This is a genomic window from Psychrobacter sp. SHUES1 (assembly GCF_001652315.1).
Taxonomy (GTDB): domain Bacteria; phylum Pseudomonadota; class Gammaproteobacteria; order Pseudomonadales; family Moraxellaceae; genus Psychrobacter; species Psychrobacter faecalis.
Genome location: NZ_LXWA01000066.1, coordinates 1 through 21,310, shown reverse-complemented (window position 1 = coordinate 21,310; position 21,310 = coordinate 1). Strand labels below are relative to the sequence as shown.

The window sequence follows — 21,310 nt, the reverse complement described above, 5'->3', positions numbered from 1 at the left end:
TGTTCTCGTAAGTAATTTTCTTCACTGAGATTGGCTAAGAAGAAATAGATAGAAAAGCTGCGGATGACATTTTTTAAGGTTTGGTTGTCTAACGAGGCAATAAAGTCGATGAGTTGTTGTTTGTTCGTGTCGTTAGGCGCGCGTCGTTGTTGAATAAAGCCTTTACGCAGGGTTTCAATCGTATTAAGTGTTTCTTCGCCAGTCTGGCGAGAAATTGCATTACCCAGAAATGAGCCTAATAAGCTGATGCGGTCACGTAATACGTCGTTATCGATAGTCATCCTTAACCTTCTCGTTAAATTAGTGGGTAAATAGTCGTGCTATAGTCAAGAAATTTTAAAAACGCTACAAGGCGATCTACCGCAGATAGTACACTGAGTACATCTAGGGCGAGCAACACTGTAGCGGTTTAAAAGTACTCCTACTATAGCAGCTAGGCTAATTTATATCGCAGTCTATTGTTTAAAACAATATGTAAGAATGTTACTTATGACCATGTTCATCACTGTAGCCTATCCAGAAGTCTGCATTATCCACGCCAGCCTTTCTAGGATCAAAGATAGGATTAACCCCTAACTTCATCTGCGTATCGTAGTCTTTGAGCACCTTTAATGCAGTTTTGCTGAGTAATAAAATGGCGATAAAATTTAGGTAACACATACTGCCAAAGCCAATGTCGCCTAGCGCCCACATCATACCGACAGATTGCACACTGCCTGAGAAACAAACAATTAAAAAAATCAGTTTTAGTAAGTGCTTAAGAATGGGGTAGCGCAACTTGTTATCCAAATAAACCAAAGTAGTTTCGGCGATATAGTAGTAGGCAATCAAACACGTGAATGCGAACAGGAAAATAGCAATAGCGACAAATCCACTACCGTATTGGCTAAAAACAGTAGATACCGCTGCTTGTGTAAATGCAGTGCCGGCCTCGATGCCAGGCATATTCTCGACCAGCGCTACCCCTTCTGGAGTAGTTACGTTATACATGCCGGTTGATAGAATCATCAAAGCGGTAGCGGTACAAACGAGTACGGTATCAATGTAGATAGAAAAGCTCTGTACCAATCCTTGCTTAGCAGGGTGAGAGACTTCCGCTGCGGCTGAGCTAAAAGTAGCTTCTCCAGCCCCTGCAACATTAGAGAATACAGCGCGACGTACGCCCCATGAGATAGCAGTACCGACCATGCCGCCGAATACAGCATCCATACCAAAGGCACTTTTGAAGATGAGCGCAAACATAGAAGGAATATTGTGAGCATTAAAGGCCAATACAATTACCATCATAACAATGTAGCCAATGGCCATTACGGGAACTACCTTGCCAGCGAAACTAGCAATACGCTTGACGCCACCAAATATGATGATGGCTAGCAGTATGACAATTATGATACCAGTCACAAATGGAGGGATATTAAATGCAGTGTTAAAAGAATCCGCGATAGTATTTGCCTGAACCCCAGGCACTAACACACCATAAGAGAGACAAGTCACGACAGCAACGACGATAGCAAAAGGCTTTAACTTGAGACCTTTTTCAATATAAAACGGCGAACCGCCTCGATATTGGTCGTCTACTTTATGCTTATAAACCTGTGCCAAAGTGGATTCAATAAAGGCACTGGCGCCACCTAAAACTCCCATGATAATCATCCAAAATACAGCCCCAGGGCCTCCAGCTGCTATAGCCGTTGCGACCCCTGCAATATTACCGACACCGATACGTCCGGATAGAGCCATACAGAAAGCCTGAAACGAGCTAACCCCTGCTGATGAGGTTTGTTTATCGAATAACAGTTTGATCATCTCTTTAAAATAGCGAATCTGCACAGCGCGGGTCATGATAGTAAAATAGATACCGACGCCTAGTGCAAGATATACCAGCGCGTCGCTCCAAATATACCCGACGATGGTATTAATGATGTTTTCCATAACTTTACTTCCTTGTAATGTTTTTGGCTACGCTGACATTAGTTCTTGGGACGTCCTTGCTTAATTTACCAACCAAATAGTTTTAGTTTGTGTGTATTGAGATAGTGCCTCAAGGCCATTGTCACGCCCGCCGAAGCCAGATTGTTTGTAGCCGCCAAAAGGTGTCGTAATATCTCCTTCTGAAAAGCCATTAATCGAAACGGTACCTGCTTTAATGGCTGCTGCCACACGAAAAGCACGGTGGATATTTTGAGTATAAAAAGACGCAGCTAAGCCATAGCTACTTTGATTAGCAAGCGTGATGGCTTCTTCCTCAGTTTCAAAGCTGGTGATAGCGAGAATCGGACCAAAGACTTCTTCCTTGAACAACGTCATGTCTGCGCTGACATTATCAAAAATAGTGGGCTCGATATACCAGCCACTGCCAACTTCCTCATGGATACGACCGCCTGCAACCAAAGTAGCGCCTTCAGCTTTAGCGGTATCAAGGTAGGAAACTACCTTGTCGAAATGCGCCCTTTCGATCATAGGGCCAATAGCGACTTCAGGGTCATAGGGAAGACCTACTTTCCATGACTTGAGACCTTCTTGTAGGAGGCTCAATAAAGCTTCCTTTTGGCTAGAGTGCACTATTAATCGTGAGCCACAGCTGCAGTTTTCGCTCATATTCCAAAAAGCCGCTGACAAAATATGCTCAACGGTTTGCTCATTGATGAGGGCATCGGCAAACACCACTTGTGGACTCTTACCACCACACTCTAAGACCACTTCTTTTAGGTTGCTTTGCGCAGAATATTGCAGAAATAATCGACCTACTTCGGTAGAGCCGGTGAAGGAAATCATATCGACATCCATGTGCTGCCCGAGTGCCGCGCCGACTTCTTCACCAAGGCCGCAAATCAGCTGTAAGGCCGCTTTTGGTACACCGGCTTCATACGCTAATTGCGTCAAGCGATAAGCTGATAGTGACGTTAGTTCGGCAGGCTTAACAATCACTGAATTTCCGGTTATTAGCGCTGGCGCGACCTTCCAAGCGTACATTTGTGCAGGGAAGTTCCAAGGTAATACTGCGCCAACTACTCCAATTGGTTCTTGTACGATAAGCCCTAGTGCATCAGATCCAGTAGGTGCGACCTTACCAAATACTTTATCAGCAGTTTCGGCGTACCATTCAAAGGTTTCGATCGTAGCGGGTAGATCGGTGTTGAGGCATTCTGTGATTGGCTTGCCCGCATCGACACAGTCTAATGCCGCAAGCTCATCAATGTTTTCATGCATTAACTTGCACCAGCGCTGCATTATAACTTTGCGCTCTGCAGGCGACATCCGACGCCAATCTCCAGTATCAAAAGCATTGCGAGCTGCAATCACCGCAAGGTCAACATCTTGACGATTGCCTTTAGCAATAGTACCGATAGGGTTATTGTCGATAGGGCTATAGTTAGGTAGTGTAGCCTCGGAAACTTGCTCAGAGGCTATAAGATGGCCTGCCCAAAGCTGTTGTTTTTTTGAGAGTTCGAATACTTGCGCAGTGGTCATACTCATTAGATTGTCCTTTTATATAAAGTAATATTCTCAATACGGAGGTGGTTTAACGACTATGACAATAGCGTTAAGAACGTTTGGGTATCTTCATCGGACATGGGAGTCAATGGTATACGTACGGGTCCGACATCGATGGTACCGTTAATGCATCCGGCTTTAGCTTTTTGATTATAGTTACCAGATTCCATAGAATGAATCGCAGGGTACATACTACTCATCAGCTCTTTAGCCCCATCCCAATCGCTTTGCTGTGTCGCTTTAAATAGGGCAACTTGCTCGCCAGGGAAAACGTTGGCCGCACCTGCGATCCAACTTTTTGCACCCCAAAAGAAGAAGTCAACCGGTTGATCATCACAACCACAAATTACTTCGAAATTGTCAAAGTTGGCTTGTAGCAGGCGTAGCGCATGGCTAAAATCGCCACTACTTTCTTTAATGCCTGCAATATTTGGGTGCTTGGCTAGATGAGCAACCGTTTCAAATTCAATGCTTACACCTACGCGCGCGGGAAAGTTGTACATAACGATAGGCAGGTCTGTCGCATTAGCGACTTTTTCGAAATGAGCGATAATACCTTCTTGATTTGGAAGGCTATAAGGATTGGCTGATAGCATTAAACCATCGTAGCCCAGCGCTTTTGCTTGATGTGCCAGCTCAATGGAATGATCGGTCGAAAGGCTGTTAATACCAGCGATTAAAGTGACTTTCCCCTTGGCAGTATCAGCAATAGTGCTTAGGACGAGCTCGCGCTCTTCAGGTGAAAAAGTATAGTATTCGCCAGTAGTACCGCAGGCTACGATACCGGTGACGCCTTTTTCTATAAAGACATTGACTAGTTCGGTTAGAGTTTGCGTGTCAATGTCGCCATTGGCATCAAAAGGGGTAACGATAGGGACTAAAACGCCATGAATGTTCATATAAATATCCTTATTTAATGATAAAAGTCGTTAGTAGGCAGCATGCCAATAGCGACAGTGAAGATTCTATGAGTGATCATAGAAGTAAAATTTGAATTATTTAAAACGATTTAAACGATAAGAAGTAGGGTCTATAGCGGGAGTCTCGCCAAAATATAAAGCCGTGATCATCTCGGCACTGACGACGGCTTGTGTCAATCCCAGATGCTGGTGACCAAAATTTAAAAGGACGGAACCGCACTTGTCGATAATGGGCAACGAGTCGGCGGTCGAGGGTCTAAACCCCATCCACTGCGTGCTATTTTGACTATCAAGCGGGGTTTTTATCATTGCTTGTGCTTGCTTTAGCAGCATTTGCGCCCGGTTCATATTGGCTGGAGCCTCGAGCCCTGCATATTCTACTGTGCCCGCTAAGCGTAGCCCGGTTTCCATTGGTGTCATGATAAAGCGACGATCCATACTTGAAACGGGTAGGGTTAAGCGTGTGGCTTCGTTAGGCAGCATGAGATGATAACCACGTTCCGTATCGAGAGGAACTGAGATGCCCGTCAACTGTTTGGCTAAAACTTTAGAGTGCGCGCCTGCCGCTAGCATGACTTTTTTGGCATTAATGTGTCGGTTGGCCGTCGTTAAAGTGATGCTATCGGCCGTCACTTTCGCACCCAAAACACGGCAGTTCTCAAAGATTCGACCACCAAGCTCTTTGAATGTATCAGTTAATTTCTGAGCCATGGCTTCGAGGTTAGTGATGTGTCCGGTCTCTGGGAAAAGCAAAGCGCCCAACTGGTTATCTTTTAACTCAGGCTCAAGGTCTAAGAGAGCCGATTGAGAGAGTAGTTCGTTATTCACTCCAAGGTCATTGAGACGATGGCCATGTGCTTTCAATTCGTACAGGCTAGTGTTCTTTTCGACTGTTAATAAAGACCCTTGTACCTTAATCCAGGATGTTAATTGCCATTTATCGGCAAAATCCTGCCAAGCTTGTAGGCTTTGACTATTGAGAGCTAAGAGTGCTTGATGGCTCTGCGCAAAAGGTTCTGAGCGCATATTCAATAGCAGCTTAAAAGCCCATGGCATTAAGCGTGGTAGGTAGCGCCAGTCTATGCGTAGCGGTCCTTCAGGGTTTAATAACATGGCTGGTACATGCTGCAATATATTGGCATCAGCAATAGGAAAGACCTGCTCGGTGGCAATATGACCGGCATTGCCATAAGAGGCTCCGCGGGCGATTTTATCAGCTTCTAGGATAGCGACTTGCACTCCACGAGCTTGCAGACTAACGGCAGCGCATAAGCCAATGATACCGCCACCGATAATATGTAAATCGAACTCTTGATTGCCCATGCTGCTCTCACTTCCTTGTGATTATTAATATGATGCGTCTTGCTCGATCTAATACTGCTTTTAGTCCCTACTTAAAAATCTTGTAAATATCTCTTAGAAGAGGTTTGTAAAAGAATCTATACTGTTATAAAGATATACCCCATTTAAATGGGTCGCTATTTTGGACAATTAGAGAGGTCTCTGCGCAGACATGAGCATAACCACGAATTGTAGGGATGATAGTATTGTCAGGATAAGGGTGAGAAACGGACTGATTTTCGCTAAGCCTTTCAGCAGGTTGATAGCTGGCGCTAAATATACTACCGATAACGCTTTCTTGAACCCAAGTCTGCCCAGGAGCTAATAGGTTATCCGCTGCCAAACAAGCTAATTTGGCACTGGTACCGGTCCCACAAGGAGAACGGTCATAAGCGGCACCTGGACATAAAACGAAGCTTTTGCTATTGGCGCTGGCGAGCTCACTCTGACCAAACAGCTCTATATGATCTATTTCGCCATTATTAGCGCCAGTAATGCCAGCTTCATGAAGTGCAGATTTGATTTGTAAGCTGAACTGGGTAAGCGATTGGACATTACTCGCTTTGATGGCTTGAGGATGCTCACTCACTAAAAAGAACCAATTGCCGCCCCAAGCGATATCTCCATACACAGGGCCAATATTCGGGACTTGAACTGCGACTTGTTTTTGGTAGCGATAAGAAGGTACATTTTGTACACTACAACTGCCGTCTTCATGCAGAGTAGCTTTTACCAAACCAACAGTTGTCTCAAGGTAATGCTCGCCTGGAGTAATCTTTTTCTGATAAGCAAGTGAGGCAATTACACCGATAGTGCCATGACCACACATACCTAAATAGCCACAATTATTGAAGAAAATAACGGCAGCCTTGGCGCGAGGGTCAGTGGGCTCACACAGTAAAGCGCCAACAAGTACATCGTTGCCACGTGGTTCTAGAATGATGCTTTGGCGTAAATGATCAAAGTTTTGTTTAAAGTCGTGGAGTTTTTCTTGAATGGTATAGCCATTAAGGTTTGGGAAGCCTTCGTACACCATGCGAGTAGGCTCACCGCCAGTGTGCGAATCAATGATTTTAAAATTAAAAAGTATGGCAGACATAATTAACTTCCCGATTCATCCATGAATTAAGGTGTGTTCGTAGCACTTAATTATTAATAAATAGTGTATAGATATAGAATGCCCCGTTTCGTAAAAGGGGGCTTGTTGTTTTTCCATGAATAAATGCGCATTTCTGCATAGGTTATAGAGCGATATAACGGTATAAAGGTCATATGTTATTAACCTAACGTGCTAAATAGTTATTAGGCTCTAGGGAAGCTCAGGGTAAAATGATTTTAAAGTTTATTTTTCTAATGAAGTATTTATGTACAGAGCCTAAATAGTAATAAGGTTTCTTTAAAATGTTTTTAGGGTTTAGCAGGAGAGCCCAAGAGAGGCTATATGGAAAATGTGCAAATGCTATCGTTAAGAGAGCCGACAAATGGATTGTCAAAACAGCTACAGGCTTATCGACCAAAAAACTTGCAGGAGTTTGTTGGTAACGTATCATTATTAATACCTTTGCTCGATACTATGGCGAACACGGTATTTTTTGTGAAAGACAGCCAAGCATGTTATCAATTAGTAAGTAGGACACTGATTAAACGTAGTGGGTTCAAAGATAAAAAAGAACTTGTAGGGCTAACTTCAGAGCAAGTGTTTTCAGAGCCTCAAGGCAAAGATTACCTTAATCAGGATATGAAAGTGCTGAAAGAGGGCAGGGAGATTACTGATAGACTGGAGTTACATAGCTATGCTTCTGGACAGCTAGGGTGGTGTATCACGCAAAAGCTACCGGTATATAATACAGAACGGCGTATTGTAGCAATGGTGGGCATATCGGTCGATATCGATGAAGATAATGAGCGAATATTGCGTAAGCACGCTCGCTTGGCAAGTGTAGAGGAGTATGTACGAAACAACATTGACCAAAAGATTCATATTGTGCATTTAGCGACGCTGGCGAATCTTAGTCAATCACAACTAGAGCGTACTTTTAAGGCAGTACTTAATATGTCGCCGATTCAGTTTGTACAAAAACTTCGTTTAGAGCATGCGATTCGTCTTTTGGCAGACCATAAGCTCACAGTGACGCAAATCTCTTTAAATTGTGGTTATGGTGATCATAGTGCTTTTAGTCGGCAGTTTAAGCAATTTACTGGAATGTCACCTATTAAGTTTCGTAAGATGCATTTTAAAATATAGTGACCAAGGTTTTTCTTTCGTATCATATTATAGGGTTGTGTAGTAGTACCATTAAATTGGATAGCTACTAAGAAGTTATGCTAACTCAAAGAATGAACATAGTATGACCAGCAAACGCAATCAATATACCCGAGAATTCAAGCTTGAAGCTATTAGTTTAGTCGTTGATCAAAAACGTAAAATACCTGACGTGGCCGATTCCTTAAGGATAGGCAAATTTACCTTTCAGAAATGGCTGATCTAGTATCGACAAGAAATGAACGACCAAGCACCTACAGCTGGCAATTCATAAAACGCATGACAATATCCTAGCTCGCAACTTTAGCCCAACAGCGTCCCATCAAGTTTGCACGGATGATGTGACTTATATCCGTAACAAAGGTGGCTAGTGTTATTTAGCCGTCGTTTTAGACTTGTACGCTCGTCGTGTGGTGAGATTTGCCGTGCCAGAATTTCTGACAGTGTGCTGACCGCTAATGCGTTGCAGATAGCATATCAAAGTAGAATCAGACCCAGTGCTGTGTTATTTCACTCCGATCAGGGAACCTATTATACCAGCAAGAAATTCGCTGAATCCGCGGCAAGTTGTAAGGGTATGACACAAAGTATCAGGCGTCGTGGTAATCCACTATGGGCACAGCTCTTCGTCTTGCACTTGGGCAAAGCAGTGCTTTGCTAAACCTCGCTCATGGGACAACGCCCCAACTGAAAGGTTCTTCAGGAGCTTTAAAATTGTGTGGATGCCAAAGGGCGGCTTCGAGGATATAGCTGAAGCATCAAATGCTATTAGCGACTATATCTGGGGCTACTACCAAACGGTGAGACCGCACAGCTTCAATAATTATTTACCGCCGGCTGAAAAAGAAAGACGTTACTTTAATCAAAACCTCTTATCAGGTGTCCTAAATTAGTTGACCACTACAGTGATACCACACCGCTTTAATGATTATTTGCCACCAGCATAAAAAGAGGAACGCTACTTTAATAAAAATCTCTTATTAGTTGTCTTAAATTAGTTGATTACTACACAGCCTACTTAATCAAAATCTTCCAAGTTTCTCTATGGCAGGCGCTACATCCTTTATAGCACTCCAAAATTCTTTTTCGAACATTAACTTTTATTTAAATATTAATAGTGATTACAGATGATGCGTTCTAGATAATGTAGAGATTATCTTCTATATTATTTCTCATATGCAACAGACGAGGTGCGATATCTTCCTCTAGTTTGTCACGGCTAAGGACAAAGTTTGGTGCGCCGCAATTAAAAGTTAGTAAACCCTCAGTAGGATGCATCAAGGCCGTAGCAACTGCATTGACGTCTTTTTGCCACTCACTAATCGAGAAGCAGTACCCATAATCTTCATAATCTTTAAAGGCTTTGTCCAGTCCTCGCCTAATCTTTAGCCAATCATCTTTATGCTTAGTACGAATGGCATCAAGGATGAATTCTTGCTCTGCCTGCGGCATGCTGGCCAAGCAGGCTCTTCCCATTGAACTTAAATGAATAGGTAAGTATGAGCCAACATTACGCCGCATCGTAGTCGTACTTGAGCTTTGTACGACATTTAGATATACCATCGTCAGGCGATCACGAGTTGCCATAGCAACGGCACTGTTAGCATAATCTGCAAGCTCTTCCATGTACGGTGTGACCAGATTATTGATAGAGATATTCGCCATCATTGTGTAGCCAAATCCCATTACGCCTACAGAGAGTTGATATTTACTACTGTTTGCCGATTGTTTTAAATATCCTAACTTAACTAATGTATACGTAAGACGAGTGATTGTGCCTTTCGGAAGCCCTGTTAATTGACTTAAGTCTTGATTGCCAAGATATGGACGCTGCGGAGTAAAACAACGCAGTAGTTCAAGTCCTCGAGCCAATGCCGTGACAAACTGTCTATCATTTTGATCTCTCATCTCTGCAATGGGCTCTAGCAATTCAATATGCGTTGTATTGTTAGTGCCTTCATCTACTAGATTTTTAGTTGTCATATATTATTTTTAATCTCAATCAAGTTAATATAAATATGATAGTAAACGCACTATTTTCTGTACTTTATAATCAAAAAAAGGATTCTAAGCTGATAGTAGTCGACATCTTTAATAATACTATATTAAAGATGCCATTAAATTCTTAGCACAGGTATTATAAGCTATTTCGCTATGCCGTATATATATTGGATAATATTACGCCTTTTGTGGGTCGTACTGTTGTTCTTTAATGAATAAGGTTGGAATAAGACCACATAAGAAATACGCACCTGCCATCAGTAATAAACCTGCGCCGATGGAGTTTTGCATAGCCATATAACCAATAGCGACAGGGGCGATAACTGAGCCTAATCGTCCGATATTGAATGCGCCACCAATAGCAGTTCCTCTAATAGCAGTAGGGAAACTTTCGGTTAGATAGGTAGCGTTGATAGCATAAGGAATACCATACAGGAAACCAAAGGTTAACATAAGCCAACCGATATTTTCAGGAGTATGGAGATATACTAATACTGGGATAAAGAGCGCCGTGCCCATAGTACCGAAAGCAAAAACTATCTTGCGACCAATTTTATCAGCTACAAAGCCTGCCACCACTTTTGCAAACATCATGGTTAGATATGTACCTGCCATATATAGAGCCATTTCCTTAAACTTGATACCCAATTCAGTTTCTAGGTAAGAAGGTAGCCAGTTACTGACTCCGAAATAGCCAAATAGTAAAAGACCTGAACTCATTGACCATAAGATGAACATGATGCGATGTTTGGGATTTTCAAATATGGCTTTATAAGGATTTTCAGGTTTTTGAAGAGAGTCTTTTGCACCACTGAGTTTAAGAGCGCGTGCTGCTTTCCAAGAGTTTGGTTCAGGTATAAGAAAATACATTGCTATAGATAGAGTAATAGGTAAAAACGTTAACAGGTATAGTGTGCGCCAACCATAACTTGGAATAATCCAAGCTGATATGCTGGTAATAACCAAAGATCCTAAGGTAAAACCTGTCATCAATGCGGCAAGTACCGTCGTTCGATGTTTGGTAGGTACCATCTCAGACATCAAGGTATTGGTGGCAATGTATAAGCTGCCAAGACCCAAACAAGCGGTGAATCTTAATGCTACAAACTGCTCATAGCTTTGCACAAATCCGCTAAAGCCAGAAAGAAGGGAGAAGAGTGCTGTCGCAAGCACGATCACACGTACTCGTCCAAAACGGTCACAGGCCCAACCACCGAAAAACCCACCGATGGCCATGCCAAATAGGGACCAACTGCCTAAAGCACCCGCTTGTACATTGGTCAACCCAAATTCTAGCTTTATACTTGAAAGTGTAAAGGCGAGAATACCAATATCAGCTCCATCGCATAATAGAACTAAAAAACAAAAAAAGAAGGCCAATTTCCAAGGCTGTTTTTGCACAGGAATTAAGCTCGGATTTGAAATTATAGCGGCACTTTTCACAATTTATATCCTTATTTTTGTGAGAGTAAAAGACTATGAGCATATGGGTATAGTGACGTTACTCAGGTATCTGCATCCCAGCAAATACATGAGTACGCTTTAATAATGTAAATACCTGTTACTAATCAAATAACTAGCATTTAAATAAGTGAAAACTACTCGCTCACCTCTTTAATCATATTGCGAGCAATGATGATTTGCTGAATCTGAGTAGTCCCTTCATATAAACGATATAAGCGCACATCACGATAAAAGCGCTCAATACCATAGTCGGCGATATAACCAGCACCGCCATGAATTTGCACCGCTCTATCAGCGACGCGGCCGCACATTTCAGTGGCAAACATCTTGGCACATGACGACTCGGTAACGACGTCTTTACCTTCATCGCGCAGGCGTGAAGCATCTAATACCATAGATTTGGCCGCATAAATCTCTGCTTTTGAATCAGCAAGCATCGCTTGAATAAGCTGGAAGTTGGCAATCGGTTGCCCAAACTGCTTACGTTCGACAGCATAACGTAGCGCATCATCTAGCATTCGAGTAGCTGCTCCGGTACTTGCGGCGGCGATATGTAAGCGCCCTTTATCAAGGACTTTCATTGCTGTTTTGAAACCTACACCCTCGACACCACCTATCAAAGCGCTAGCAGGAACGACGCAGTTATCAAAAATCACATCACAAGTATGAGCGCCTTTTTGCCCCATTTTTTTGTCAATTTTGCCAAGCGTAATACCAGGGGTATCGCTCTCGACGATAAATGCTGAAATACCGCCCGACCTTTTATTATCGGGGTCAGTGCGTGCCATGACGGTAAATATACCGGCTTGAGGAGCATTGGTTATATAACGCTTGGTGCCATTAAGTACATAGTTGTCACCATCTTTAATAGCCGTGGTTCGGAGTGAGGCAGCATCTGAGCCTGACTCTGGTTCGGTCAAGCAAAAAGAGCCGATGATTTCACCACTGGCAAGTCTTGGTAGATATTTTCGTTTTTGTTCTTCGGTGCCATCAATCACAAGACCAGATGAGCCGATACCGTTATTTGTCCCTATTAATGAGCGAAAAGCGGGTGAGGTGCGTCCCAATTCAAATGCCAGTGTGACTTCTTCTTCCATAGTAACGCCAAGCCCGCCATACTCTTCGGGAATGGTCAGTCCAAACAGCCCTAATTCACGCATCTGGCTGATGATCTCTTCTGGCAGACGGTCGTTTTCTGCTACCCAATCTTCTTTCGGTATCAACTGGTTGTTTACAAACTGACGAACAGTTTGGACGATATGGTCGAGTACTTCCTTATCTCTAATCATGTAGTTCTTCCTTGTTGAAATAATATCTAATATTGCTAATAGGGACTTTATGGTTAATTCGAACAAACAGCATAATGGATAGTTTATTAAATTACAATACTTTTGGTTTAAAAAACCGCAATGCGGTATTTATTAAGAGTATATATCTTTGACTTAGGGTTTATTTCTGAATTTAACTGGGTTTTTCTCTTCACAAATGGAAATAAACAGTATATATTGGCACTAGATATCGCTATGCGGTATTAATCACACAATTTTAAGGTGTTTTAAGGATTGCAGTATTTTGCTTTTAAGAATTGCAGTATTTTGCTTAAGGGCACTGTTTAAATTAAAGGACACTATTTAAAGGATGGCATCATGGAAGAGCAAATAATTTTAATTGAGCAGCAAGTAAATGGCGTTTGCGTGATAAGGCTTAATCGTCCTAAAGTTCGAAATGCTTTAAATACCGAATTACGTCAGAAACTGGCAGATATTTTTATCCAATTAAACGATGACCCTCAGATTAAAGCTATTGTGCTGACGGGCGGTGACAAAGTGTTCGCCGCGGGCGCTGATATTAATGATTTCTTAACCGCAAAAACGGTTGATGTGTATCTCCGTCATAGCGAACGTTATTGGGATGCCATCACCAATTGCCGTAAGCCGATTATTGCAGCGGTCAATGGTTATGCCCTTGGCGGCGGCTGTGAGCTTGCTATGCATGCCGACATCATCGTCGCTGGTAAGTCGGCTAAGTTTGGACAACCAGAAATCAAAATTGGATTGATGCCAGGAGCAGGAGGCACGCAGCGGCTGTTTCGCGTGATTGGCAAACATAAAGCCATGAAGCTGATATTAACGGGCGACATGATAAGTGCTGATGCAGCGGATCAAATGGGATTGGTTTCTGAAGTGGTCGAAGATGAAGCGACTATTAATCGTGCTATTGAAATCGCTGAACAACTCGCAGGTTACTCGCCTATTGCGTTAACTCAAATCAAAGAAGTTGCCAATCTCGGGGTGGACATGCCGCTACAAGCCGCATTGGCTCTAGAGCGTAAAGCCTTTCAGATTTTATTTGATACAGAAGATCAAAAAGAAGGGGCGAAAGCTTTTTTGGAAAAACGTAGTGCTGAATACAAAGGACAGTAGCTTGTTGAGACAAACATAGGCATAGCTAAATCAATTTTCAAAACGAGAGCATATAAAGGATTATTATGACCGTGAACACATTGGCCATTATTGGTACAGGCATTATGGGTATGGGTATCGCCCAAATCGCAGCGCAAGCGGGCATTCAAGTACTTTTATTTGATGCCAAGGCAGGAGCTGCCGAGCAAGGATGCCAGTCTCTTCAAGCGACCCTCGAAAAACTGGCGGCCAAAGGTAAATTTACCGACGAGCAACTACAGTCTACCTTAGCTAATCTGACCGTGATTGAAAATATAGCCAAAATTGCTGAGGTAGATGTCGTAATCGAAGCGATTATCGAAAATTTAGAAATAAAACAACAGCTTTTTAAACAACTAGAAAGCATTGTTCCTGCTGAGACGATTTTGGCAACCAATACTTCATCACTAGCAGTGACCGCGATTGCCTCCGATTGTGAGCACCCAGAGCGCGTAGCAGGATTTCACTTCTTTAACCCTGTGCCGCTAATGAAAATCGTTGAAGTGATTCCGGGTATCTCAACCAAGCCTTCAGTGGTAGAGACGCTTACAACTCTAGCCAAACGCATGGGGCATTTAGGGGTAGTGGCAAAAGACACCCCAGGGTTTATTGTCAATCATGGCGGCAGAGCTTATGGTACGGAGGCCTTAAAAATACTAGGCGAGGGAGTCGCTAGTTTTGAGGATATAGATCTTATTTTACGTGAAGGGGCTGGCTTTCGAATGGGACCGTTTGAGCTGCTTGATCTCACCGGTATCGACGTATCCCATCCAGTTATGGAGTCTGTTTATAACCAGTATTATTCTGAGCCTCGCTATCGTCCGCATCCCTTAACCCGTCAAATGCTAATAGGAAAAAAGCTTGGCCGCAAAGTCGGTGAAGGCTTTTATCACTACACAGAAAATAAAAAACAAGATGGTCAAAACGTAACAGTAGACCCTTCCAAACAATTACCTTTTAAGACAGATTCCGATATCTCAAACCTCTCAGTTTGGATTGGGGCGGATTTAGCAGAAGATAAACAACAACTGGTTGATTATCTAAACGCTAATGGTATTACTATCGACGATAACGAGAAACCAAACTCTGACAGTTTGATATTGCTGGCTATCTATGGTGACGATACCACCAATGCGGCTATTCGCTATCAGGTTAATCCTAAACAAGCGGTTGCCATCGATATGCTGACTGACTTATCCCAGCATCGTACTCTCATGCCAAGTATCGTCACGCAAGATAACTTTATAGCGCAAGCTTATGCTCTATTTGGTAGAAGTAATAAATTCGATAAAAGCTCGGATGAGGGTTCAAATGTTGCTGTCGATGCCACACTAATTACCGAAAGCACGGGTTTCGTGGCGCAGCGAGTTATTGCCATGGTAATTAATTTAGGTTGTGATATCGCGATGCAAGGTATTGCCACACCAAAGGATATCGACAATGCCGTCAAGCTTGGATTGGGTTATCCGTATGGTCCTATCTCATGGGGAGACGAGATTGGTGCCTCGCGTATTTTACTTATCTTAGAGCGTATTCATGGGTTAACGGGCGATCCGCGTTACCGTCCAAGCCCATGGCTGCAACGCCGCGCCACCCTAGGTGTTTCACTGTTTACTCAGCAAAATAATTATTCAGGTTAATGGCGTATTAATGAATTAGCGCGCCCAAGTGTACAGTTACGAAACCATATATTTTAATAATGCAAATTCTCAAAACACAACAAGGAACAGTTATGTTAGATGCCTATATTTATGACGGGTTAAGAAGCCCTTTTGGTCGCCATGGTGGAGCATTAGCCACCGTACGTCCCGATGACATGATTGCGACAGTAATGAAAGCTTTGGTCGAAAAGCACCAACTGCCTAACGATATCTTTGATGAAGTATTGATTGGTAATACCAATCAAGCCGGTGAGGACTCACGCAATATCGCCCGTAATGCTGCGCTGCTAGCAGGGTTAGATGTCAGAACACCCGGTCAAACCGTCAATCGCTTATGCGCTTCAGGACTATCGACCATTATCGATGCCGCTCGTAGTATTACTTGTAATGAGGGGGATATATTTTTAGCAGGTGGCGTTGAGTCAATGACCCGCGCACCCTTTGTATTTGCCAAAACCGAGCAGCCTTTTAGTCGTGAATTTAAAGTATTTGATACCACCATTGGCAGCCGCTTCCCCAATCCTATCATCGAAAAACAGTTTGGTAGCGATAGCATGCCGCAAACGGGTGATAATGTGGCTCGCAAATACGGTATCACTCGAGAAGAAGCGGACAAATTCGCAGCAGCCTCACAAGCTAAGTACCAAGCAGCCAAACAAACTGGGTTTTTCGACGATGAAATAACGCCAATTATGGTATCGCAAGGTAAAAAACTGCCAGAAAAAGCGATATTGGATGATGAGCATCCTCGTGCCAGCTCTACTGTTGAAGCGTTACAAAAACTTAAGCCTTTAAACAACGAAGGTGTCGTCACAGCAGGCAATGCGTCAGGTATTAATGATGGTGCAGCTGCGCTGATTATTGGCTCAAAGCAGGCAGAAGAAAAGTTGGGCTTTAAGCCTATTGCCAAGATTCTGTCATCTGGTGCTATGGGTGTTGAGCCTAATATTATGGGCGTAGGACCTGTTGAAGCCATTAAACTGGCATTGAAACGCGCTGATTTAACCCTTGATGATATGTCCATCATTGAGATTAATGAAGCATTTGCCTCGCAGGTACTCGGCTGTCTAAAAGGTTTAGACATTGATTTTGATGACAAGCGTGTCAACCCCAATGGTGGGGCGATTGCCGTCGGACATCCGCTGGGTGCATCAGGGGCAAGACTTGCATTAAGTACGGCACGAGAGCTACAGCGTACAGGCGAAAAATACGCCGTGGTCAGTTTATGTATTGGCATTGGGCAAGGGCTTGCCATGGTGATAGAACGAGTCTAAGCATTTTAAGCTACCTTTACTATTACTGCCCTCGCCATACTATTTTATTATCAAGGACGACAATAATGACTTCTATACTTAACCAACATGAGGACTACCAGCAAGCTCAAGAAGCGTATGGTTTTCCTTTGATTATCAAACAGCTGCTAAATCGTGCAAAAATTGCCTCTACTGATCAAACCATTAGTTATGCCGACAAGGTTACTTATACCTATGCTGAATTTTTTAAGCGGGTTAATCGCTTGGCAAACGTACTGAAAAACATGGGTTTACAAGCAGGTGACGTGGTTGCGGTTATGGACTGGGACAGTCATCGTTACCTTGAAGCGTATTTTGCCGTGCCGATGTCTGGCATGATTTTACAAACGGTCAATGTACGCTTGGCCGAAGATAAAGTGCTGTATACCATCAACCACGCCAAACCCAAAGCCTTGCTCTTAAATGCTGAATTTGAGCCAATGGCGAAAAATTACCGTCATGAAGCGCCTTCTATTGAGAAGATTATTTGGCTCGATGATACTGGCTTTGATGATGCTGAGTATGGCGAAGACGATACAAAAAACGCTACAAGAACCGAACAAGTTAGCATGCCAGATTATGTCGAAGGTGAGTATGAAGCCCTGCTAGCAGCTGCCAGCGATGCGTTCGACTTTCCAGATTTCGATGAAAATACCATCGCCACCACATTTTATACCAGTGGCACGACGGGTGACCCAAAAGGGGTTTTCTTTACCCATCGACAGATCGTATTACAGACGCTGGCAAGCACGCTAGCATCCGCGCTAAACGCCGAAGGTCAAGGCGCTCGCTACAATGATGTTTATATGCCAATGACGCCATTATTCCATGTACATGCTTGGTGTTGGCCGTATGGGGCAACCATGATAGGGCTTAAGCAAGTATATCCAGGACGCTATCTAGCCCCAATGTTGGTGGACTTAATCGAGCAGCACAAAGTCACGCTTTCGCATGGCGTTCCTGCGATTTTACAGATGCTATTAAAAGAGATGGCAGCACGAGGACGTAAGTTTGAGGGTCTGAAGTTGTTACTCGGTGGCTCAAAGCTGAATGAAGGTTTGGCTAAAGCGGCCATTGAAAGCGGTATTGAGTTTATGTCTGGATTTGGCATGTCAGAATCTTGTCCCGTGCTATCGAGAGCGGTATTTGATGATAAAACGGACTCGATGGAAATGAAAGAGCAGCTTAATTATCGTTGTCTGTCTGGCTCACCGATTATGCTCGTCTCAATGGAAATCTGGGATGAAAACGGCAAAGCTTTACCAATGGATGGTGAGTCGACAGGGGAACTTGTGATTCGAGCACCTTGGCTTACTCAAAGCTATTTCAAAAACTCAGATGCTGGTAATGAGCTATGGCGCGGTGGCTGGATGCATACCCAAGATATCGCCTCTATCTCCTCTGACGGTACTCTAAGCATTACGGATCGGCTTAAGGATGTGATTAAGTCTGGTGGTGAGTGGGTATCCTCGCTTGAAGTTGAGACCATTTTATCCTTTCACCCGAGTGTCGCTGATGTTGCCGTGATTGGAGTGCCAGATGAAAGATGGGGCGAACGACCTTTAGCATTGGTGGTTTTAAAACCTGAATATGTAGACACCAAAGCGGAAGATATTTTAGCGTTAGGCCATCAAGCCGTGGAAAAAGGCCATTTACCAAAGTATGGCGTGCCAAGTGAAATCAAGTTTTTAGTGGAAATGCCTAAAACCAGTGTGGGTAAGCTTGATAAAAAAAGAATGCGCATGATGTGCGCAGAAAAACTGATTTAATTTAAAAAGGTCTTCCAATGACTTTAAAACAATCATTCAAGCTTACTGATAATTTTAACGTGTGTATTAATAATATGTATGTTTATTAGTATGACGAGACGAGAAAACTATGAAGGCTTTAGCTATATTACCGGAAATACAAGAGACACTGAATAAAGACAAACACCATCCCATGCATGGCTTTGCGGTTATCTATTCTCAACAAGTAGAATGGGGCGATATGGACTCCTTTGGTCATGTTAATAATGTGGTCTATTACACTTATGCCCAAAACGCTCGTATTTACTATAACAGTCAATTAAATCTATTTAATAAAAATACCTTTTCAGTCATGGCAGCATCTTCATGCCAATACTTTAAACCAGTGACTCACCCTGACATCTTATGGATTGGGGTTCGAGTTAAGAAGATTGGCAACGCTAGCTTGATTCATGAATATACCTATTATAGTACGGTGTTAAATACCATCGTTGCTAAGGCTGAGTCCGTGTTGGTATATCTTGATAAAGCCAGCGGACAAAAGAAAAATATCGATGAAACAAAAAAAGCCGCGATTAATGCTTTTGAAAGTTTTAATTAAATCAGGAGGCAAGTTTTTTATATAAGGATATGGTGCTGGTATTTATAAGACTAAAAAATGCGGTATCAGTAGAGATTCAAAAGGATTGAAATGGATTTTAAAACAAAACAAGGAATGTATAGATCATGCTTTATATCAAACAAATGTCTTTTAGTTTGGCTGTCCTTGGGGCATGCGTACAGGCACAAGCAATAGAGCTTGTCACAAATGGAGACACAACTTTAAGTATCGGTGGTTATGTTAAAGCCGAAGGTATATTTTATTCTCCAGATGAAGGCGAGTCTGAGTTCAAAGGAAATGCGCGGCAAACTCGGATTAATCTCAAAACCACGAAGAACGTAGAGGATAAAAAACTAACGGGTTTTATTGAAGGGGATTTCTATGGTAATGCTGCAAATGGCGGTTCAGACTTGCGGCTGCGCCATGCCTATGTTCAGCTCGATGATTTGACCGTAGGTAAGACATGGAATGGCCAGTTCTTAGCGGTCTACCCACTTTTAACTGAACAGCTCGACTTTAAAGGTACGGGATTGGGCACCATCTCTGGTGGCGGCGCTGATATTCGTCCAGATTTAACTGTACATTACACTCATAAGGGGCTTCGTTTTACAGCTCAAGACCCTGTTTATCATGAAGCCAACCTGCCTGATATGGTGGTCAGCTATAAAAATAACATATCTGATCTTAGCTATAACGTGGCGGTCACGGCGCGTGAGGCTAAAAATGGAAACGATTCAGATGTAGGCGTCGGTGCTTCTTTGGCTGGTAAACTCAAACTGGGTAATGACTCATTACATGCGAGCGTATACAACGGTAAAGGGATGGGAGCTTATTCTACAGTATGTGTCGGAAAAGACCTTGGGTCGACCAGTGCTTCAGATTGTGATGCAGAAGACGGCAAGCTTATATCGCAAACTGGCTTTACGGTAGGCTATAGACATAAATTTACCGAGAAGCTTTTTAGTAACCTGCGTTATGGTGAGATCAATGTCGATGATGCGTCTGATACCTCTGTAAATGTAAAAAGCATCAACCTTATCTATAATTATTTACCCGATTTGGATTTTGGTATTGAATGGAGAGATCGAAGCGATAAGACGTTATCATCAGTAAAAGAAGGTCAGCAAGTTGAAATAATGGCCAAATATAATTTCTAGAGAGCTCCCTAAAAATGTGTAATTACTTATGAATCATTAACTGGAGAGTAGTTATAGCCAAATCTGAGTTATGCTGAAGAAACCGTAGAGATAAACTTGGTAAACTAACGACCCGATGAGGAGTTTACCATGACGAAGAAAACCAGAACTTATAGCACAGAATTTAAAGCAGAAGCCGTTAAGAAGATAGTAGATAACAACGGTAATGTTTCAGCCACTACACATAGTGTTAGTAGCTATCATACTTTAATTACTACAAGGGTCAAAGTATCAAGATAGTATCAAAAAATTAATTACATCCAAACATTCGCATGAATTATAGACAATAAAAAACCCTTACAAGTCAATGACTGTAAAGGTTTGAATTTGGTGGGCCCAGTAGGACTTGAACCTACGACCAAAGGATTATGAGTCCTCTGCTCTAACCAACTGAGCTATGGGCCCTTTAGACGCACAATGATACCTGATTTTTATATATTTTCAAGTAAAAGATAGAAAGTATTACCGATTTTTTTAGTAAAACATTAGGGCATGTCTTCAATTGGATAAGCGATAAATAATAGTTACAATACCGCATCTATTGAGACGATGCGAGAAATACAAGTTATGGCAAGAACAGCACTAACAGATACGCTTTGGGATCAATTGCAATCAACGATGACACAGCATGGCTGCTATCAAACTCAAAACAGTCGAGAGGTCATGGAAGCCATACTGTGGAAGCTGCGTACAGGTGCGCCTTGGCGTGACATACCTAAAGAATTGTGTTCTTGGAAAACAGCCTATAGTCGTTTCAACCGCTGGTCGAAAACTGGTTTATGGGAGAATTTTTTTTTAGCCTTTGAGCAGAAGTTGATACGGAATGGGTATTCACAGACGGAAGCTATGTTCGCTGTCACCAGCATGCAAGTGGAGCTCGGCTTGGT

Annotated in this window: 19 protein-coding genes, 1 tRNA gene and 1 pseudogene; 11 read left to right on the top strand and 10 right to left on the bottom strand. The window is 42.7% G+C overall.

Annotation, left to right across the window (positions count from 1 at the left end; all coding sequences use genetic code 11):
• The 6 genes from A7325_RS09330 to A7325_RS09305 all read right to left on the bottom strand — a co-directional run.
• A partial coding sequence (locus A7325_RS09330; RefSeq protein WP_227514984.1) for a phosphoenolpyruvate carboxylase occupies window positions 1-281 on the bottom strand: 281 nt, incomplete at its 3' end.
• Window positions 282-483: 202 nt separating this feature from the next.
• Window positions 484-1,932 carry an alanine/glycine:cation symporter family protein gene (locus A7325_RS09325; protein ID WP_068407415.1) on the bottom strand — a complete coding sequence of 483 codons (1,449 nt, stop codon included), beginning with the start codon at window positions 1,930-1,932 and terminating at the stop codon, window positions 484-486.
• A 60-nt stretch (window positions 1,933-1,992) separates the two neighbouring features.
• Complete coding sequence (locus A7325_RS09320; protein WP_068407412.1) at window positions 1,993-3,477, bottom strand: aldehyde dehydrogenase; 1,485 nt, start codon at window positions 3,475-3,477, stop codon at window positions 1,993-1,995.
• 53 nt (window positions 3,478-3,530) lie between these two features.
• Window positions 3,531-4,394 carry a 4-hydroxy-tetrahydrodipicolinate synthase gene (gene dapA / locus A7325_RS09315; protein ID WP_068407409.1) on the bottom strand — a complete coding sequence of 288 codons (864 nt, stop codon included), beginning with the start codon at window positions 4,392-4,394 and terminating at the stop codon, window positions 3,531-3,533.
• A 96-nt stretch (window positions 4,395-4,490) separates the two neighbouring features.
• Window positions 4,491-5,738: an NAD(P)/FAD-dependent oxidoreductase gene (locus tag A7325_RS09310; protein WP_068407406.1), complete on the bottom strand. Its 1,248-nt coding sequence runs from the start codon at window positions 5,736-5,738 to the stop codon at window positions 4,491-4,493.
• A gap of 124 nt (window positions 5,739-5,862) precedes the next feature.
• Window positions 5,863-6,855, bottom strand: coding sequence for a proline racemase family protein (locus tag A7325_RS09305; protein ID WP_068407402.1), 993 nt, complete (start codon window positions 6,853-6,855; stop codon window positions 5,863-5,865).
• 342 nt (window positions 6,856-7,197) lie between these two features.
• Between A7325_RS09305 and A7325_RS09300 the strand changes: the two genes are divergently transcribed.
• The 3 genes from A7325_RS09300 to A7325_RS14290 all read left to right on the top strand — a co-directional run bounded on the left by A7325_RS09300 (window position 7,198) and on the right by A7325_RS14290 (window position 8,912).
• Window positions 7,198-8,001, top strand: coding sequence for a helix-turn-helix domain-containing protein (locus tag A7325_RS09300; protein ID WP_068407399.1), 804 nt, complete (start codon window positions 7,198-7,200; stop codon window positions 7,999-8,001).
• A 103-nt stretch (window positions 8,002-8,104) separates the two neighbouring features.
• Window positions 8,105-8,245 (top strand): transposase, encoded by a 141-nt coding sequence (locus A7325_RS14295; RefSeq protein WP_068407396.1) that lies wholly within the window; start codon window positions 8,105-8,107, stop codon window positions 8,243-8,245.
• A gap of 373 nt (window positions 8,246-8,618) precedes the next feature.
• A complete protein-coding gene (locus A7325_RS14290) occupies window positions 8,619-8,912 on the top strand; it encodes an integrase core domain-containing protein (protein ID WP_082894366.1) in 294 nt (97 codons plus the stop codon).
• Between the two features lie 244 nt (window positions 8,913-9,156).
• Here A7325_RS14290 and A7325_RS09290 read toward each other — a convergent pair whose 3' ends face one another.
• From A7325_RS09290 to A7325_RS09280, 3 genes are all read right to left on the bottom strand, one after another.
• Complete coding sequence (locus A7325_RS09290; protein ID WP_068407393.1) at window positions 9,157-10,002, bottom strand: IclR family transcriptional regulator; 846 nt, start codon at window positions 10,000-10,002, stop codon at window positions 9,157-9,159.
• Between the two features lie 195 nt (window positions 10,003-10,197).
• Window positions 10,198-11,463 carry an MFS transporter gene (locus A7325_RS09285; RefSeq protein WP_068407390.1) on the bottom strand — a complete coding sequence of 422 codons (1,266 nt, stop codon included), beginning with the start codon at window positions 11,461-11,463 and terminating at the stop codon, window positions 10,198-10,200.
• Between the two features lie 155 nt (window positions 11,464-11,618).
• On the bottom strand, window positions 11,619-12,773 hold the full coding sequence (locus tag A7325_RS09280) for an acyl-CoA dehydrogenase family protein (protein ID WP_068407388.1): 1,155 nt from the start codon (window positions 12,771-12,773) through the stop codon (window positions 11,619-11,621).
• Window positions 12,774-13,130: 357 nt separating this feature from the next.
• On the opposite strand from A7325_RS09280, the gene A7325_RS09275 reads away from it, so the two are divergent.
• The 7 genes from A7325_RS09275 to A7325_RS14285 all read left to right on the top strand — a co-directional run bounded on the left by A7325_RS09275 (window position 13,131) and on the right by A7325_RS14285 (window position 20,663).
• The gene (locus A7325_RS09275) at window positions 13,131-13,907 is read left to right on the top strand and encodes an enoyl-CoA hydratase (RefSeq protein WP_068407384.1); all 777 of its coding nucleotides are present in this window, start codon (window positions 13,131-13,133) and stop codon (window positions 13,905-13,907) included.
• Between the two features lie 65 nt (window positions 13,908-13,972).
• Window positions 13,973-15,565 (top strand): 3-hydroxyacyl-CoA dehydrogenase, encoded by a 1,593-nt coding sequence (locus tag A7325_RS09270; RefSeq protein WP_068407380.1) that lies wholly within the window; start codon window positions 13,973-13,975, stop codon window positions 15,563-15,565.
• Window positions 15,566-15,657: 92 nt separating this feature from the next.
• A complete protein-coding gene (locus A7325_RS09265) occupies window positions 15,658-16,860 on the top strand; it encodes a 3-oxoadipyl-CoA thiolase (protein WP_068407377.1) in 1,203 nt (400 codons plus the stop codon).
• Window positions 16,861-16,925: 65 nt separating this feature from the next.
• Window positions 16,926-18,647: a fatty acid--CoA ligase gene (locus A7325_RS09260; protein ID WP_068407374.1), complete on the top strand. Its 1,722-nt coding sequence runs from the start codon at window positions 16,926-16,928 to the stop codon at window positions 18,645-18,647.
• A 109-nt stretch (window positions 18,648-18,756) separates the two neighbouring features.
• On the top strand, window positions 18,757-19,227 hold the full coding sequence (locus A7325_RS09255) for an acyl-CoA thioesterase (protein WP_068407371.1): 471 nt from the start codon (window positions 18,757-18,759) through the stop codon (window positions 19,225-19,227).
• Window positions 19,228-19,352: 125 nt separating this feature from the next.
• Entirely contained in the window at window positions 19,353-20,384 is a 1,032-nt protein-coding gene (locus A7325_RS09250) for a porin (RefSeq protein ID WP_068407368.1), read from the top strand.
• 129 nt (window positions 20,385-20,513) lie between these two features.
• Window positions 20,514-20,663, top strand: a complete 150-nt coding sequence (locus A7325_RS14285; protein ID WP_369811249.1) for a hypothetical protein — start codon at window positions 20,514-20,516, stop codon at window positions 20,661-20,663.
• A gap of 88 nt (window positions 20,664-20,751) precedes the next feature.
• Here A7325_RS14285 and A7325_RS09245 read toward each other — a convergent pair.
• Window positions 20,752-20,828: transfer RNA gene (locus tag A7325_RS09245), tRNA-Ile, on the bottom strand.
• A gap of 162 nt (window positions 20,829-20,990) precedes the next feature.
• On the opposite strand from A7325_RS09245, the pseudogene A7325_RS09240 reads away from it, so the two are divergent.
• Window positions 20,991-21,310: pseudogene (locus A7325_RS09240) on the top strand (IS5 family transposase); the annotation flags it as partial.

Coding starts and splice junctions, on each gene's coding strand:
- A7325_RS09265 (WP_068407377.1), top strand. CDS start 15,658: ATGTTAGATGCCTATATTTATGACGGGTTAAGAAGCCCTTTTGGTCGC.
- A7325_RS14285 (WP_369811249.1), top strand. CDS start 20,514: ATGACGAAGAAAACCAGAACTTATAGCACAGAATTTAAAGCAGAAGCC.
- A7325_RS09280 (WP_068407388.1), bottom strand. CDS start 12,773: ATGATTAGAGATAAGGAAGTACTCGACCATATCGTCCAAACTGTTCGT.
- A7325_RS09310 (WP_068407406.1), bottom strand. CDS start 5,738: ATGGGCAATCAAGAGTTCGATTTACATATTATCGGTGGCGGTATCATT.
- A7325_RS09270 (WP_068407380.1), top strand. CDS start 13,973: ATGACCGTGAACACATTGGCCATTATTGGTACAGGCATTATGGGTATG.
- A7325_RS09320 (WP_068407412.1), bottom strand. CDS start 3,477: ATGAGTATGACCACTGCGCAAGTATTCGAACTCTCAAAAAAACAACAG.
- A7325_RS14295 (WP_068407396.1), top strand. CDS start 8,105: ATGACCAGCAAACGCAATCAATATACCCGAGAATTCAAGCTTGAAGCT.
- A7325_RS09325 (WP_068407415.1), bottom strand. CDS start 1,932: ATGGAAAACATCATTAATACCATCGTCGGGTATATTTGGAGCGACGCG.
- A7325_RS09250 (WP_068407368.1), top strand. CDS start 19,353: ATGCTTTATATCAAACAAATGTCTTTTAGTTTGGCTGTCCTTGGGGCA.
- A7325_RS09305 (WP_068407402.1), bottom strand. CDS start 6,855: ATGTCTGCCATACTTTTTAATTTTAAAATCATTGATTCGCACACTGGC.
- A7325_RS09275 (WP_068407384.1), top strand. CDS start 13,131: ATGGAAGAGCAAATAATTTTAATTGAGCAGCAAGTAAATGGCGTTTGC.
- A7325_RS09255 (WP_068407371.1), top strand. CDS start 18,757: ATGAAGGCTTTAGCTATATTACCGGAAATACAAGAGACACTGAATAAA.
- dapA (WP_068407409.1), bottom strand. CDS start 4,394: ATGAACATTCATGGCGTTTTAGTCCCTATCGTTACCCCTTTTGATGCC.
- A7325_RS09300 (WP_068407399.1), top strand. CDS start 7,198: ATGGAAAATGTGCAAATGCTATCGTTAAGAGAGCCGACAAATGGATTG.
- A7325_RS09260 (WP_068407374.1), top strand. CDS start 16,926: ATGACTTCTATACTTAACCAACATGAGGACTACCAGCAAGCTCAAGAA.
- A7325_RS09290 (WP_068407393.1), bottom strand. CDS start 10,002: ATGACAACTAAAAATCTAGTAGATGAAGGCACTAACAATACAACGCAT.